This is a genomic window from uncultured Kocuria sp., from assembly GCF_947500125.1.
GTDB lineage: Bacteria > Actinomycetota > Actinomycetes > Actinomycetales > Micrococcaceae > Kocuria.
This window is the reverse complement of the sequence record NZ_CANMRA010000029.1, coordinates 34,218-49,761: the sequence shown is the minus strand read 5'-3', so window position 1 is coordinate 49,761 and position 15,544 is coordinate 34,218. Positions and strand designations below refer to the sequence as shown.

Annotated in this window: 12 protein-coding genes and 1 pseudogene; 8 read left to right on the top strand and 5 right to left on the bottom strand. The window is 64.2% G+C overall.

From position 1 onward, the window contains the following. Positions 1-185 precede the first annotated feature (185 nt). The 4 genes and pseudogenes from Q0817_RS16330 to Q0817_RS16310 form a co-directional block, all read right to left on the bottom strand. Complete coding sequence (locus tag Q0817_RS16330) at positions 186-488, bottom strand: hypothetical protein (RefSeq protein ID WP_298590641.1); 303 nt, start codon at positions 486-488, stop codon at positions 186-188. A 44-nt stretch (positions 489-532) separates the two neighbouring features. Next, positions 533-829 carry a hypothetical protein gene (locus Q0817_RS16325; RefSeq protein WP_298590638.1) on the bottom strand — a complete coding sequence of 99 codons (297 nt, stop codon included), beginning with the start codon at positions 827-829 and terminating at the stop codon, positions 533-535. Between the two features lie 28 nt (positions 830-857). After that, positions 858-2,207, bottom strand: coding sequence for an IS30 family transposase (locus tag Q0817_RS16320; protein WP_298590635.1), 1,350 nt, complete (start codon positions 2,205-2,207; stop codon positions 858-860). Positions 2,208-3,345: 1,138 nt separating this feature from the next. After that, positions 3,346-3,659: pseudogene (locus Q0817_RS16310) on the bottom strand (transposase); the annotation flags it as partial. 341 nt (positions 3,660-4,000) lie between these two features. Here Q0817_RS16310 and Q0817_RS16305 point away from each other — a divergent pair. The 7 genes from Q0817_RS16305 to Q0817_RS16275 all read left to right on the top strand — a co-directional run bounded on the left by Q0817_RS16305 (position 4,001) and on the right by Q0817_RS16275 (position 12,411). Continuing rightward, the gene (locus Q0817_RS16305; RefSeq protein ID WP_298590630.1) at positions 4,001-5,323 is read left to right on the top strand and encodes an MFS transporter; all 1,323 of its coding nucleotides are present in this window, start codon (positions 4,001-4,003) and stop codon (positions 5,321-5,323) included. A 94-nt stretch (positions 5,324-5,417) separates the two neighbouring features. Then, a complete protein-coding gene (locus Q0817_RS16300; RefSeq protein WP_298590627.1) occupies positions 5,418-7,067 on the top strand; it encodes an amidohydrolase in 1,650 nt (549 codons plus the stop codon). Continuing rightward, the gene (speB, locus tag Q0817_RS16295) at positions 7,064-8,023 is read left to right on the top strand and encodes an agmatinase (RefSeq protein WP_298590624.1); all 960 of its coding nucleotides are present in this window, start codon (positions 7,064-7,066) and stop codon (positions 8,021-8,023) included. The genes Q0817_RS16300 and speB overlap by 4 nt, the downstream gene beginning before the upstream one ends. Positions 8,024-8,063: 40 nt before the next feature. Beyond that, positions 8,064-9,665, top strand: coding sequence for a cytosine permease (locus Q0817_RS16290; RefSeq protein ID WP_298590622.1), 1,602 nt, complete (start codon positions 8,064-8,066; stop codon positions 9,663-9,665). 222 nt (positions 9,666-9,887) lie between these two features. After that, a complete protein-coding gene (locus Q0817_RS16285; protein ID WP_298590619.1) occupies positions 9,888-10,646 on the top strand; it encodes a polysaccharide deacetylase in 759 nt (252 codons plus the stop codon). A gap of 128 nt (positions 10,647-10,774) precedes the next feature. Beyond that, positions 10,775-11,569: an SDR family NAD(P)-dependent oxidoreductase gene (locus Q0817_RS16280; RefSeq protein ID WP_298590616.1), complete on the top strand. Its 795-nt coding sequence runs from the start codon at positions 10,775-10,777 to the stop codon at positions 11,567-11,569. 89 nt (positions 11,570-11,658) lie between these two features. Continuing rightward, a complete protein-coding gene (locus Q0817_RS16275) occupies positions 11,659-12,411 on the top strand; it encodes an SDR family NAD(P)-dependent oxidoreductase (RefSeq protein ID WP_298590613.1) in 753 nt (250 codons plus the stop codon). An 18-nt stretch (positions 12,412-12,429) separates the two neighbouring features. On the opposite strand, the gene Q0817_RS16270 is transcribed toward Q0817_RS16275, so the two are convergent. Beyond that, positions 12,430-13,773 carry a PLP-dependent aminotransferase family protein gene (locus Q0817_RS16270; protein WP_298590611.1) on the bottom strand — a complete coding sequence of 448 codons (1,344 nt, stop codon included), beginning with the start codon at positions 13,771-13,773 and terminating at the stop codon, positions 12,430-12,432. A gap of 144 nt (positions 13,774-13,917) precedes the next feature. On the opposite strand from Q0817_RS16270, the gene Q0817_RS16265 reads away from it, so the two are divergent. Then, positions 13,918-15,522, top strand: coding sequence for an amidohydrolase (locus tag Q0817_RS16265; protein ID WP_298590607.1), 1,605 nt, complete (start codon positions 13,918-13,920; stop codon positions 15,520-15,522). Positions 15,523-15,544 lie beyond the last annotated feature (22 nt).

The following is a 15,544-nucleotide window of genomic DNA, read 5'->3' as shown; positions in this document are numbered from 1 at the left end:
GACTACATCGACCTGAAACGCCAACAGCCCCGATGACCTCGATCACCGAAGAAACGGATAACGCACTTTCCCATCAATGGATGTCATGTTGGCGGAATGCGCGAATCCGCCAACATGGACGACTCCCCCGTCACTGACGCCCCGCGCCAGGGGTCGAACGGGTAGGGCCTGCTCCGTCCACGGTCTCAGCTCCGGGGAAGCTCTCTCACGGCAGCGTCCCGGCTCTTCCGAATGATTTTGTGGTTCACCAAGCCACCGAGAACGGCCGCGGCCACCAGTACCGTCCATCCGAGGGTGAAATCTACGGAGCTTGCCCCGTTGGTCGTCACACCGACGGCGGACACCAGTCCCGGCACGTCCAGCGTGGCGCCGGTTACCAGCGATACCAGGACCAGCACCAGACCGAGCAGTACCGCGGCGGCCGCACCGCACACCGCGCCGTTGAGTGCCGCTTTCATGGCTTTGGACATCGGATGCATCGAGTGCATCGGGGCCTCCGGCCAACAGGGTGTCTCAGCAACGGTACGTCGGGTCAGCCTTCCCAGGCAGCGAAGAAGAAGCTCGAGCGCTGCTCGTACTGGATGAGCTCCTGCCGGGGCGCGAGACTAGCGAGAACGTTCTGCTTGGCAGCCGCGAACTCGTGGTCGCTGAGCACCCCGGTGGCGTGCAACCTCCCCAGGTACTCCAGCTGGGCGATCTGTTCTCCGCCTAAGGTCACCGCGGAGCTCTCGGAGACGCCAGCCACCGCCGCCTCCGGCTCCACCCACGGGGCGCTCTCGCGCAGCCGCATGAACGCGGCCGCCAGCTCCTCAGCGCGGGAGCAGTTCACCACGGTGAGGGTCGATCCCAGGGCGGATTCAACCGGTCGTCGCAACACCGCCTTGTTCGAGCGACTGTAGTTGTTCGGCGAATACTTCGGCGGGTGTCTTCCAGCCGAGGACCTTCCGCGGTCGGTTGTTCAGGGCCAGAGCGACGGCTTCGAGATCCTCGGCAGACCAGCGAGCCAGGTCCGTGCCCTTCGGGAAGTACTGCCGCAGCAGGCCGTTGGTGTTCTCGTTCGTCGGTCGCTGCCAGGGCGAGTGGGGGTCGGCGAAGAACACCTTCGTGCCGGTGTCGAGCGTGAAGAGGGCGTGGCCGGAAAGCTCCTTGCCGCGATCCCAGGTCAACGTCTTGCGCAGCTGATCGGGTAGCTGAGTCATTGACGCGGCCAGGGCAGCATTCATCGCCACTGCCCCGTAGCCGGCCAGTGCGGGACCGTTCTTCACTGGCGGGGACTGGCCATAGCCCTCGAGGCGGGGCAGATGGACCAGCAGAGTGGCCCGGCTGCTGCGCTCTACAAGCGTGCCCAGCGCCGAGCGGTGCGTGCCGATGATGAGGTCACCTTCCCAATGCCCCGCAACGGCCCGGTCGTCGGCCTCGGCGGGACGGGCGCTGAGGACGACGTCGGCGCTGACGTGACCCTGCGGCTTGTTCCGCGATCTGGCTCGGGGAACCCGCAGTGCCCGTCCTGTGCGCAAGCACGCCACGAGTTCACGTTTCAGCGCGCCCCTGCCCTCGATGAACAGGGACTGGTAGATCGCTTCATGGCTGATGCGCATGGACTCATCATCGGGGAAGTCGACCTTGAGGCGCTGGGAGATCTGTTCCGGGCTCCAGGCGGTCGACCACCGTCGGTCCTGTCGGTGCGGCTTGGATCGGCCCCTCCACCCCGGCACCGCGGGTCCGGTGACGGTCCCACCGTCCGGTCGGCGGAGATCACCGTCGAGGCGCTGTTGCACGTAGTCGTGCAGCTGCCGGTTCTCCACCAGCTTCGCGGCCTTGGGGCGCCGGGCCACCAGCTCAGCCTTCCACTGGGCCACCGATGCCCGGTAGTGCAGCTTGCTGCCACGGGTGGCGGCATTGCGCCGGAGTTCACGTGAGATCGTGGCCGGGTCACGATCGAGCCGTCGGGCGATCTCGCGCACGCCCGTGCCCTGCTCCCGCAAGATCGCGATCTCCTCCCGTTCGGGGAACGAGAGGTATCGCCCAGCGGGTTCGGTGAGTTCGATCGTCGACATGCCGCCACCCTGGCGGAACCAGCGGGCACCGACCGCAGGTGACACTCCGACGACCCCGGCCGCGTCCTCCGAGGAGAGTCCTACGGCGACCTGTCTCCAGAACTCGCGTTCGATGCTCCGCCGCGTCGACGGCGCACCCGGGGAGATCATCGGCGATCTTCCCGTCAACTCCTTCAACCATCCAGCCGGTCTGCCCATCGACATCCTCCTCGTCAGGGTGTTGCGACGACCGGTTGAATCCGCCCAGTGCAGCATGATCGAGCCGGAACGTCATCCCTCCCTGCCCGCGGCCGGTGAGCAGCGACCGGATGTGCTCTAGCGGGACCTGCTTAAACAGCGGCGGGTCACGGCGTTCGTCGGCCAGGAACACGAGCCGGCGGTCGGTCAGCACCACCAGCGCCGGGCGCTTGAGCAAAGTCCCCCATCCGAGTTCAGTGACAGTCTCAGACGGGTCCAGGAGGTGTCTCAGCTGAGGAACCTGGTCGTGGTGGAGGAAGCGGGCATCGCTGCCCATCCGCGTGATCGCCGCAGACAAGCCACTGTCCAGCAAGCGGGCAGCAGCTCCGAGAACAGAGGCCAGTTCGCTGAAGACCTCGTGGTGCCGGTCGTCGTTCATCGCCACCGACACCTCTGCTACCGCGCCGTTGGCGTCCGGGCGCCAGGTTGCCGAGATCCGGGCGGAGGGGCGGGTCATCCGCCACCCCGAGCTGATTTTCGCCTGGATCCGGGACGCGTCTTCGCGCACCCCGGCGCCCATCGCCTCCAATGCGCTACGGAGCTGCATTCGGCCATCGGGGTTGGCGAACTCCACGAGAACGCTCTGCGTCCTGGCCATCGGCGTCCTTCCACTCGCGTTCGTTCACGCCCATTGTGCTTCTCCGAGCAGTCCGCGTCCCGACGCGCCACGGCCTTTCCCTCCTCTGAACTCCCCTACCTTCGAGCCTGTCCACACCTCTGTGTGCGGAGACCGCGCGCGTCCCGTTATGCAGGGCGTTTTCCTCGTAGTGGCCCGTCGTATAACTACCTGAACCTTTGGCGGGTAGGACCTTGGGTTATAGCGAATCACCCTGCGGCCCCGCTGCTGTTGCGGGAAGGCGATCGGCAGAGGCTGACCCGTCTGATCCGTTCCACCTCGGTGCGGGCGGGATTGGCGCAGCGGGCGCGGATCATGCTGCTGGCCGCCGACGGGGTTTCCAATACTGAGATCGCCGAGAAGGTCGGCGCGGCCCGCACCACGGTGATCGCCTGGCGGGCCATGTCACCGGTAGTAGGGCGGGCGGGAGAGCTTCAGGACCCGGCACGTCACCGCGAGGGGGATCCCGTCAGCGGCCAGCTCACTCACGTGCGGGTGGAGCCTTTTCCCGGCAGGTTCGCCTGCGAGAGGTAGGCCGCCGCCCGGCGCAGGACCTCGTTCTCCTGCTCGAGCAGTCGGATCCGCTTCTTCAGCTCGCGGTTCTCGGCCGATTCGGCCCTGGTGGTCCCGGGCTTCTCGCCGTCCTCAATGCAGGCCTGGCGCATCCACTTCGACAGGGTCATCTCGTGGATGGCGAAGTCCTTGGCGATCTGCGCGAGTGTCACCCCGTCTTCGCGACTGCGGGCCATGCGCACGACGTCGTCGCGGAACTCTTGGGGATAGGGAGCGGGCACATCAGCATCCTTCCAGGCCGCCCTGCCGGCAAGCCAGATCAGATGTCGCCTATTCGTGCGGCAGTCCCCTACTCCATGCGCGTTCAGATTACTCCGCCGGCCACCGTGCATCCGAGCGTTGACTAGGAAGGGGAACCGTCATCAGGATCACGATTTGTGACAGAACAAAAGAAGGATTGTGTCGCCTGTCACCTTCCCTTATGGTCAGGTGACACAAGCACACAGAAGCGGGGCAACTTTCAACTCTTGGTTGGTGCACCGACACCCATGCCTGCCATCACAAGGTGAGGACAACCATGGCCACAAAATCTCCACGCTCACAACCACGGCAGGCGGCCCTTGCGGCGCTGACTGGAACAAGCATTGAGTGGTATGACTTTTTTATCTATGCGACTGCCGCATCCCTAGTCTTTCGAGAGGTCTTTTTCCCGCCAGACATGGACCCAGTGCTGGGCACTATCGTGGCGTTTGGAACCACCTCCTTTGGGTACCTCGGTCGTCCGCTTGGTGCACTAATTTTTGGGCACCTAGGCGACCGAATCGGCCGCAAGCCGGTCCTAGTCACCACATTGATGATGATGGGCGTCGGTACCGTAGGCATTGGGCTACTACCCTCCTATGAGTCGGTAGGGGCATTGGCTCCGTTGCTGCTCATCACCCTGCGGCTACTGCAAGGTGTGGCCATGGGCGGCGAATGGGGCGGAGCGGCCCTACTGTCGGTCGAGCATGCGCCGGAGAACCGCCGCACATTCTACGGCTCCTTTGCTCAACTGGGCTCCTCGGTAGGTGCCACCCTTTCATCCATTGCGTTCGCCATTTCGGAAAACATTGGTGGAGGGCTGGTGGAGGGTTCATGGCGATATCCATTCCTGATTTCCATTGTATTGTTGATTGTCGGTCTGGTGATTCGATTGAAAGTCTCTGAATCGCCGGAGTTTACAAAAGCCGCATCTGAGGGAACTATTTCTACCGCGCCAATACGTGACGTTATTATGAGAATGCCGCGCCGGCTAATGATCGGCATTGGCGCCATGCTGGTCGCTACCGGAGGGTACTACGTCACCTCGTCGTTCTTCCTGGCGTACTCCACCGAGCAAGCTGGAGTGGACGTCACCATCGTGCTCAACGCGCTTATCATTGCCGGGCTCTTCGAAATGGCATTTATGCCCTTGGCGGGGCTGTTGGGCGATAAGTGGAAGCCGCAGTATGTGGTGGTCGTAGGGCTAAGTGGCATCGCCATTGTGGCCGTGCCCCTCTATCTGCTCTCGCATACCGGTTCGCCCTTCATTATCACCGCAATGCTGTGTATCACAGCGATTTTTACCGCCTTCAATTACGGGCCAATGGCAAATATTCTTTCGCAACTTTTTCCGGTCGCGATCCGATACACCGGCACCTCCCTCGCTTACCAGGGAGCGGCATTGACTGCCGGTGTGCTCACGCCCATCGTCATTCCTAGCCTGCTGGGCATTGCCGGAGGCAATCCCTGGCTGATCTTCTGCTACTTGGCCTTGTTCTGCGCAGTCTCCGCAGGATGTGTGCTACAAATCCGCAAACTTCATTCACAGGCGAAGTCGGAAGACCCGGAAGCGCGGAAAAACATGACACCGATCTCGTAACGCGGTGATTTTCGAGGTCTATTATTGGCAGGTCCGACCGTGCTTAGACTCAAGCCCGGTGCGGGCTAAGCCTGAAATCAGGAGCAGAGTAGTGATGGTTGCTGAAAAAGAACTACTGCTATGCAATGCCACAGTGCGCACCATGGCAGGGCTTGAAACGGCTGAAGCCCTATTGATTCGAGGCGACCGGATCGCGTGTGTCGGTTCCGAAAAGGATTGCCGCGCTGAGGGAACTGGCGCACTCCAAATTATTGACCTCGAGGGTGCGACCGTACTGCCGGGTTTTGTGGACGCCCACTGCCATCCATTAATGTACGGTCAATTCGCATCATGGGTGGACTGTAGTTGGGAGGCGGCGCCGAGCATCGACAGCGTCGTGTCGGCGCTCCAAGCGCGAGCAGCGCAGCACCCGTCTGCACCGATACGGGGTCACGGCTTTCACCATGGAAACGTTGCCGAACAGCGGATGCTTACCAAGGACGATCTGAATCGAGTATCAACCACCCGGGAAGTTTTGGTATTCCATTCCAGCGGACATGGCGCCATCGTCAATTCCTGGACCTTAATCGCTGCGGGGGTAAATGAGCACACCCCAGACCCCGTAGGTGGGCACTTCGGCCGGAATTCCGCGGGACAGCTCACCGGCGAAGTTTGGGACGCCGCAGCTGACTGGCTAACGGGTACTTTGGGCGTCAAAATCGCCAACAACGGACCGAATTTTCATATACCTGATGAGCCCGACACCCTCGTGGAGCACCTAGCAGTTGCCCAGCGGGAACTGCACTCGATGGGCGTCACCACGGTTGCTGACGCACAGGTCACTTCCCGCGAGCTACAGACATACCTGCGCTTACGCCGTCAGTCTGGGTTGACCATGCGGGTGGAAATGCTGATTATTTCCAGCTTACTTTCTGAAATCGAAGCTCTCGGCTTAGGAGGTCGATTAGGAGATGATCAGCTTGCCTTTGCTGGCATAAAGCTTTACGCAGATGGTGCGCTGACCGCTGGGACCGCCCGTTTTGAGGACGCGTACTGCTGCGGGGGTGAAAACGTCGGTTATCTCTACCACGAACCTCACGAGCTGGCGGACCTGGTGCTGCGAGCCGCTGGCCTTGGACTGCAGACAGCCACACATGCCCAAGGCGACGCAGCCATCGAGATCGTTCTCGATGCACACGCTAAGGTCCGCAAGGCAGGCAACAATACCGTGCGCCACCGGATTGAACATTTTGGTGGCCCGACGCCGGCTCAGGTTGAGCGGGCAGCTGAACTTCAGCTGTGGCCGGTTACTCAGCCGCAGTACGTTCGCCGCTATGGGGATGAACTAGCCCATTCCTTGGGGAAGCGCGCGGATCGCATTGCTCCTCTGGGGGAACTTCGAGCTGCTGGGCTGCCGCTTGTGCTTTCCTCGGACGCGCCGGTCTGCCCACCAGACCCGCTGGAAGCGGTCTACTCAGCAGTGACCCGCCGGACTTTGAGTGGCAAAGTTCTTGGCTCCGAGGATCAGTGCCTAACGGTGGGAGAAGCCTTGACCGCACATACTTTGGGCGCTGCTGCGTCGGTGCACCGGGAGGAAGAGATTGGTTCGCTCGAGGCAGGAAAGTTCGCTGACCTGGTGGTACTGTCCGCCGACCCTGTGACCGTGCTGCCTTCGGATCTGCTCAACATCAAGGTACGACAGACTTGGGTGGGCGGTTCAATCGTTTTTGATTCAAACAATACAAAGGAACAGAACAATAAATGAATGACATTGTCGGTCAGGCGGATGGTCAGAAGTCTCCCCGTTATGCGGGGTTGTCAACTTTTGCCCGGCTCCCTCGCATTGAAGATGTCCCGAATTATGACGTGTCAGTGGTGGGAATTCCATTCGACGCTGGTGTAACCTTCCGCCCCGGCGCCCGGTTCGGCCCCTCCGCCATCCGCGAGGCATCACGCCTGTTGCGGCCGTACAACCCTGCACTGGACAGCCGCCCATTCGCGGACGCCCAGGTCGTGGACGCTGGTGACATCCCCTGCAATCCCTTCGACATTCCGCAAGCAATGGATGAAATCCAGCAGGGACTGGATGGACTCATGGCCGGCGGACGGCCGGTGGTGAGCCTGGGCGGCGACCACACGATCGCCCTGCCCGCCCTACGGGCAGCTTCCGCCCATCATGGTCCGCTGGCACTGGTGCACTTCGACGCCCACCTCGACACGTGGGACACCTACTTCGGCGCTCCGTACACCCACGGCACACCGTTCCGGAGGGCGTCGGAAGAAGGTCTTATCCGCAAGGACCGCTCCGTGCACGCAGGGATCCGTGGCTCGCTCTACGACCAAAAGGACCTGTTGGACGACGAGAGCCTGGGATTCACCGTCATCAATGCCCGGGACTTCGACCGGATCGGCACTCAGGGAATTGTCGAGCGGGTGCAGGCCCGCGTCGGCGATGCCCCGCTGTACGTATCGATCGACATCGACGTGCTGGATCCGGCCTTCGCGCCGGCTACCGGCACCCCGGAGTCCGGCGGGATGACAAGCCGCGAACTGCTCGGGGTCATCCGTAGCCTGCGCGACAACTGCATCGTCGCCGCCGACATAGTCGAGGTTTCCCCGGCGTACGACCACGCGGCCATCACCGCCGTCGCAGCAGCGAACCTGGCTTACGAATTCATCAGCATCATGTCCGCCCAGCAGGGGCACCGCTCCACCCATTAGCTCTCCCAACATCTACGCCCGCACACATCAAGGGGGACCCATGTCGTCGATGACGCCGTCACCGAAAACGCCCAATGCCCTGACCAAAGAGACGCACGGTGTGGACACCATTCCGCTGCGCGAACGGTCATACAGGCCGTACCACATTGTGATGACGATGTACGGCAGCAATCTGTCGTACAGTGCGATCCTCTTCGGAGCTTTCCCGATTCTCTTCGGTCTCAGCTGGTGGGCATCGGTGACATCCGTCCTGGCGGGTTGCTTCATCGGCGGCCTAGTCCTGGCACCGATGGGCCTCTTCGGTCCCAAGACCGGCACCAACAATCCCGTGTCCAGCGGCGCGCATTTCGGGGTGGCAGGACGGTTCATCGGCACAGCCCTGGCCCTCTTCTCCGCCCTCGGTTTCATCTCCCTGACGGTGTGGACCAGCGGGGACGCGCTTTCGACCAGCATCAACCGGTTCGCCGACACGGGGTCGGACACCGCTCAACGAGTGCTGGGCTACGCCGTAATCGCTGCGCTCGTGCTTTTCGTGTGCATCCGCGGCATTCATTTGGTCATCAAGGTCCAGGAGCGGATCATGGCGCCGCTGATGAGCCTGGTGCTGCTGGCCGGCGTCTTCGCCTTTGCACCGCGCTTCGACGCCGGCTATGCCGGTGGCGACCTGGCGTTCGGTTCGTTCGGAATCACGTGGCTGGCGAGCACACTGCTCATCGCGGGCCTGCTCGTCTCGTACGCCGGTTTCGTTGGGGACTGGGCTCGCTACATCCACCCCGACACACCGGCGAAGAACCTGCTCGGGGCGACGTTCTTCTCCGGCATGGTCACCTGTGTCCCCATCCTGTGGGGTGCCTTCATCGCCTCCACCTTCCCTGCCGACTCCGGTGACTTCGTGGGCTCCCTGGTTGCTAATTCCCCCGGCTGGTTCGTCATCGGGCTCATCATGCTCGCCCTGGTCGCAGGTGTGGCCCAGGGAGCGATCGGCCTGTACGGCACAGGCCTGGACACCTCGTCACTGATTCCGAGGCTGAGCCGGGCCCAGGCCACCCTCCTGATCTCGGCGGTCTCGACAGTTCTTGTTTACCTCGGCGCTTTCGTCTGGGACGCTCTGGCCGTGGTCAGCGCGTTCCTGGTGGTGCTGCTCATCGTGACCGGCCCGTGGGCGGCCATCCTCGCCGTGGGCTACCTGCACAGCCGAGGCCACTACTACCCGGGGGATCTGCAGGTGTTCACGCACGGCAAGAAGGGCGGACGATACTGGTTCACGCACGGCTGGAACTGGCGCGCTGTTGTCGCCTGGCTGGTCGGCTCCGTCGTCGGCCTTCTCTTCGGCGCCGCTCCGCCCATTTTCACTGGACCGTTCGTCAACGTTGCGGGTGGCGCGGACATCAGCTTCGGCGTGGCAATCATTGTCGGCGCGGTCCTCTACGTCGCCTTCCTTCACCTCAGTCCGATGCCGACCCATGTCTTCGGACCGGAGGGCCCGGCCTTTGGCAAGGAGAACAAGAACGCTCACCTGGAAGCGCTGACTGGAAGTGCCATGGCCGGCATCACCGCCCCGGAGGAGGAGCCTGCTCCCGAGGCGGAAACGCCGCCGGCAACCGCATTCGCTGACGCCAGCCCTTCGGTCGTCCAGAAGTAAGGCACTCGACCGTCCCGTCTGCACCACCCACGCCCGGGGCGAGACGACATCGACAAGAAAGGGATTCCGATGACAGAATCCGCGGGAGCACACGCCGGACTGGTCCCAGCTGCTCCAGTCACCTGGCCGGACGGCAGGAGCGCCGCTGCCAGTTTCACCTTCGACCTCGACGGAGAGTCAGCGGTCCTCTACGGAGCTGCCGACATGGCGGGACGGGCTGGCGTGATCAGCCAGCAGGCCTATGGCCCGCTGACCGGACTGCCTCGACTGCTGAGCATGCTTGACCGGAGGCAGGTCCGGGCGACGTTCTTCGTGCCCGGATATACCGCCCATCGCTACCCCGGGGCCTTACGGGACATCGTGGCGGCCGGGCACGAGGTCGGCCACCACGGGTACCTCCACGAGTCCCTCGAAGGTGTCCCACCCGAAGTCGAGGCACAGTTCTTGGACCGGGGCCTCAACGCGCTGGAAGACGTGGCAGGGGTACGCCCCGTGGGCTACCGGGCACCCATGTGGGAGCCGACGTATGCCACCCCCGGCTTGCTCGCGGACCGCGGCTTCCTCTACGACTCGACGCTGATGGACAGCGATCACCCGTACGAACTGGCCATTGCAGATCGACCGGGCGCCTCGCTCGTGGAGATCCCGATCCAGTGGGCGCTGGACGACTGGGGACAGTACTGCTACATCCCGGGAGTGTCCGGCACCGGCGCCATCGCCAACCCGACCGCCACAGTACAGACGTGGCGCGAGGAGTACGCAGGTATCCGGGACGAAGGCGGATGCTTCGTGCTGACGAACCACCCCTTCCTCAGTGGGCGGCCCTCGCGGGTGGCGGCGCTGGAGCAGTTGATCGCCGAGGCAACTGACGATCCAAGCGTGTGGGTGGCTTCCCTGGAGGAGATCGCCCGGCACGTCCGCGGTCTGCAGCTCGAACCGCGGGCGGTTTCGCGACCCGAAGTGCCTGCGGACTACCAGTAGTAGCGCGGCACCTGCCGCACGCCGAGCGGCCCGGTGCAACCACCCAGCACCGGGCCCTCCGTGCCTGTGCACGATGATCGGCCGGCCGGTGGATGAAATCCAGGCCGGAACCCAACAGAAAGATCTTGATGACTTCAATAACCACAATGACAGGTCAACGCGCCCTGGTCACCGGGGCCGGATCCGGCATCGGCGAAGCCTCCGCACGGTTGTTCGCCGCTCACGGAGCGCACGTGGCGGTGGTGGACATCGACGGCGATGCCGCCGCACGGGTGGCGGAGGGCATCCGTTCTTCAGGCGGCACCGCAGAGCCGTTCGCCGCCGATGTCGCCACCGAGGAAGCCGTGGAGACCATGGCCGACGAGGTCGCACAGCGGCTGGGTGGGATCGACGTCGCCCATATCAACGCCTCGACCATGATTCCCGGCGGCAACCTGCTCGAGATCTCGGTCGAGCAGTGGGATCGCACGTTCGCGATTAACAGCCGCGGCGCCTTCCTCACCGCCCGCGCCTGCCTCCGTCACATGGTCGCGGCCGGAAAGGGTGGAGCCCTGTGCTTCACCGGTTCGGACACCGCGCTGCGCACGCCCACGGAGTATCCGGCCTACCTGTCCTCCAAGCATGCGGTCATCGGCATCGCCCGCTCCGTCGCCGTCGACTTCGGACCCGCCGGCATCCGCTCCAACATCGTCTCCCCAGGGGTCACGGAGACCCCCGGTCTGCACAAGCTGTATTCGGCCGGTGGCCGCGACTCGCGCGCCGTGGTGCGAGAGAATGCCGCGCTGAGCGTGCTGGGCCGGGTGGCCACACCGGAAGACATCGCCGACGCAGTCGTCTTTCTCTGTTCCGACCGGGCGCGGTACATCACCGGCGCCAATCTCGTGGTCGACGGCGGCATGACCGTCCGCTATGAAGCGGAATGACACCTCCCACTCAGACATGACGAAAGGAAAGACATGAACATGACACAGCTGCAGGCAGCTGCCCGGACAACTACGGAGGTGTCCACTCGATGAGCGGACCGCGCAGAACAGCGTTCATCACCGGAGCCGGCCGTGGCATGGGCAAAGCGCACGCGACCGTATTGGCCGAGGCCGGCTACGCCGTCGGACTAACCGATGTGGACGAGGCCGCCGCCGTTGCGGCAGCCGAGGAGATCACCCAGGGCGGCGGCACTGCCCTCGGGCTGAAGGCCGACGTCTCGGTCCGAAGCGATGTGGAAGCCGCGGTCAGCGCCGTGGCGGACTGGGCCGGTGGCATCGACGTGCTGGTCAGCAACGCCGGCCTGATCCACAGCAACGAACTGCTCGCCGACACCGACGACGACTTCTGGAGAAAGACCTTCGCGGTGCACGTCGACGGGGCTCTGCACAGTTCACGGGCCTGCCTGCCCTGGCTGGAGCGCTCGGGGACCGGCCGGATGATCTTCATCAGTTCGATCTGGGGCCAGGCTGGCATCGGGCACTCGTACGCCTACTGCGCGGCGAAGGGCGCGCTGATGGCCTTCGCGAAGAACGCGGCCAAGGAGCTGGGGCCGAAGGGCATCTCCGTCAACGCCGTCGCCCCGGGCGGAGTGCACACCGCGATGACGGCGGAACTGGACGAAGCCGCACTGGCGGAGGAGTACGAGACCGTGCCGCTCCGCCGCTACGCGGAGCCGGAAGAGATCTCCTACCTCATCCGGTACCTCGCCTCCCCCGAATCTTCGTTCATGACGGGTCAGACCCTGTCCATCAACGGTGGACAGGTCATCGGCGGGTTCTGAGCGGCACGACAGGTCCGGCTAGCGGCCCGCACCCCAGCCCCCGGTGCGGGCCGCCAGTGCGATCTGCTCAGCGATCTCGGCATGCCGGTCGGCGAGAAGACCCACCGTGACCCTGATACGCCCCTCTTGGTCGGGCAGAACCGCGAACGGCGTTCCCGGGGTCACCCCGATGCCCTGGCTGGCCAGACGCACGATGGCCGCAGCCTCATCCAGCACCGGCACCCAGATGTTGATGCCGTCGGAGGAATCCACATGTACTCCGCGCTCGGCGAGGGCCTGCACGACGGCCTCCCGGCGTCGTTGGTATTCCTGGCGGGCATGGTCCACCTGGGCAACCGCGTCCGGGACGGTGAGCAGACCGAGGAGGATGCGCTGCAGCAGCCTGCTGCTCCACCCCTGCCCCAGCTGCCGCCGGGCGTTGATCGGACCCAGCAGCTCGGCGCTGCCGCTCACCGCAGCGAGCCGCAGGTCCGGACCGTGGGATTTGGAGAAGCTGCGGATGTGCAGCACCTGATCCGGCAACCAGCGGCCAAGGCTGATCGGGGCCGCCGTCGAGATCGATCCGGCCGAATCGTCCTCGATCACCACGGCCTCCGTCGGGGCGATGATCCCCGCCAACTCCCGCGCCCGGTCTTGGGTGAGCGAGGCGCCCGTGGGATTCTGCGCACGCGGCTGCAGGATGATGGCTGAGCAGGTCTGTTTGAGCGCCGCCCGGAGCGCACTTGGGCGCATTCCCTCCTCGTCCACCGGCACCCCGATCACTTCGGCACCGGACACCTCCAATAGGTCCAGCAGTAACGGGAAGGTGGGGTGCTCGACGACAATCCGGTCGCCGAACCGCAGGTGCGAACGGATGATCAAGTCGAGCGCGTCCATGGCGCCGTCTACGATTGCGAACTCCTCCGCCACGTAGGGCCAGTCCGACCGCAGCACTTCGACGAGGGCGGGCAGCACGGGCTCGTCGAGATAGCTGCTGGGGGTACCAGCGGTGGTGAGGTCCTTCAGTGACTGGCTGAGGTCCGGCAGGAGTTCTGGATCCGGCGTCCCTGTGGACAGATCGAGCCGGAACGACAGCTGACGTTCCATGGCTCGTTGATAGCGCACCGAGTCCGGGCGCGTTTCGGCCACGGTGGTGCCACGACGGCCATCGGTTCGGATGGCACCGGACCGGGCCAGCAAGGACCATCCTGCGCTGACCGTCGTGGGAGAAAGCTGCAGTTCCCTGGCCACGGTCCGGATGGGCGGAAGCTTGGCTCCGATGTCCAGGGAGCCGTCTCGAATGGCTCTGCTCACCGCATTGGCGACGCCCCGGGCAGTGGGTTCATTGAGATGCCGGCGCATGGCCGACAGTGGGCTCTCCATGTATGTAACGTAACAATAGTTGCATTGTAACGGCAATGAATCGCTCGTACTCTCATCATAAAGATTCTGTGTGTCGCCCGGCACACCCGGCCTCGGTTCCCGGCGCCGAGGCCGCGCCCGCCGTGTTTGATCAGAGGGAGTTGCGTGAAGACAGAAGCAGAGCGGCCCGTACGGATATTCGCCGCCAAGCGGATCATGGCCATGGACGGCACCGAACCGGAGGCCTTCGCCACTCAGGACGGCAGGGTTGTCGCCACCGGATCCCGGCGCGAGCTGTCCGAACGGTTCGGAGGGGCGGAACGGATTGATCTCGAGGGCGCCCTGGTGATCCCCGGCTTCAACGACGCGCATTGCCACGTCTCCCAGGCGGCACTGGCCCGCGTCCGAGTGGATCTGACTGGCATCACCGGTGCCGAAGAGCTCCGGCAGGCGATGCGAGAGCGCTCTGCGCTGCTTGGCGAGGACACGTGGGTGCTCGGCCACGCATTCGACGAACGGAGCATCGCTCCTGCCACCGTGGACCGCCATTTCCTGGACGGCGTGTCAGCCACCCAGCCGGTTGTGCTAATTCACTACAGCTACCACAAGGCGATCGGCAACAGCCGTGCACTGGAACTGATGGGATACGGCAGCCCGCAGGACGCCCCTGCCGGCGGAGAGCTGATGACTGATGCCGACGGTCGGCTGAATGGGTGGATGTACGAACGGGCCTGGCTCGACCCCTGGTTGCCAGGGCGGCAGAGAACGTCCATCGCGGTGGGCGGCGACATGGAGGCGCAGGTCGCGGCCCTGCGCACCGTAAACGACGAACTGCACGCAGCCGGCATCACGTCCTACTGCGATGCGATCGTCACCCCCGTGGAGCAGGAGATGTATGCCGCCGCGCTGGCCGATGATGTCCTGACCGCCCGTGTGAACATGCTCCAGTGGCACAGCTATTTCGACGAAACGGCTGAAGCGCCCTCCTTCGGCGCCCCGGACCGACTGCGGCTGGCGGGTGTGAAGATGATGCTGGACGGGGCCCTCTCCGGCGGGACCTGCTTGTGCCATCGCCCCTACCCGAGCGCGACAGGATCCGACAACGGTCTGCAGATTCTCAACGATGACGAGTTCACCGAGACTGTCCACCGAGTCCATGCTGCCGGGCAGCGGGTGGCCGTCCACGCCAACGGCGACCAGGCCGTCGACAAGGTCCTCCGCATCTACGAGTCCCTGCCGCACCGGGCGGGGCGGCGGATGAATCACCGCATCGAGCACTGCAGCATGGTCGACGGATCGATCATCGCCCGGATGAGAGCAGCCGGTGTGACGCCCGTCCCCTTCGGTTCGTTCATCCATTTCCATGGCAAGGAGATCAACTCCTTCTACGGCCCGGAATGGTCCCGCATGATCTGCGCCCACAAGTCCATGCTGGACGCCGGGATTGCGGTGGCCGGTTCCTCCGACTATCCGCTGGTCCCAGCCGATCCGCTCATGGCCGTGCAGAGCATGGTCACTCGGTGCAGCGCCGAGGGACTCGTGCTCGGGCCGGAGCAGCAACTCAGCGTGACGGAAGCGCTGACCGTCTACACATCCGGCTCCGCACATGCGACCGGAGAGAGCCGTATCAAGGGACGCCTGACACCTGGGCACCTGGCGGACTTCGTAGTGCTGGACCAGGACCTGACCACCATGGAACCGTCCGAGATCGGAACCGCTGAGGTGCGTTCGACATGGGTCGGCGCCGCATGCGTTTGGCAGAAGTCCTGACGTTCCGCCTCACCAGCCCCGA

Coding starts and splice junctions, on each gene's coding strand:
- Q0817_RS16330 (WP_298590641.1), bottom strand. CDS start 488: ATGCACTCGATGCATCCGATGTCCAAAGCCATGAAAGCGGCACTCAAC.
- Q0817_RS16300 (WP_298590627.1), top strand. CDS start 5,418: ATGGTTGCTGAAAAAGAACTACTGCTATGCAATGCCACAGTGCGCACC.
- Q0817_RS16270 (WP_298590611.1), bottom strand. CDS start 13,773: ATGGAGAGCCCACTGTCGGCCATGCGCCGGCATCTCAATGAACCCACT.
- speB (WP_298590624.1), top strand. CDS start 7,064: ATGAATGACATTGTCGGTCAGGCGGATGGTCAGAAGTCTCCCCGTTAT.
- Q0817_RS16320 (WP_298590635.1), bottom strand. CDS start 2,207: ATGATCTCCCCGGGTGCGCCGTCGACGCGGCGGAGCATCGAACGCGAG.
- Q0817_RS16305 (WP_298590630.1), top strand. CDS start 4,001: ATGGCCACAAAATCTCCACGCTCACAACCACGGCAGGCGGCCCTTGCG.
- Q0817_RS16290 (WP_298590622.1), top strand. CDS start 8,064: ATGTCGTCGATGACGCCGTCACCGAAAACGCCCAATGCCCTGACCAAA.
- Q0817_RS16280 (WP_298590616.1), top strand. CDS start 10,775: ATGACTTCAATAACCACAATGACAGGTCAACGCGCCCTGGTCACCGGG.
- Q0817_RS16275 (WP_298590613.1), top strand. CDS start 11,659: ATGAGCGGACCGCGCAGAACAGCGTTCATCACCGGAGCCGGCCGTGGC.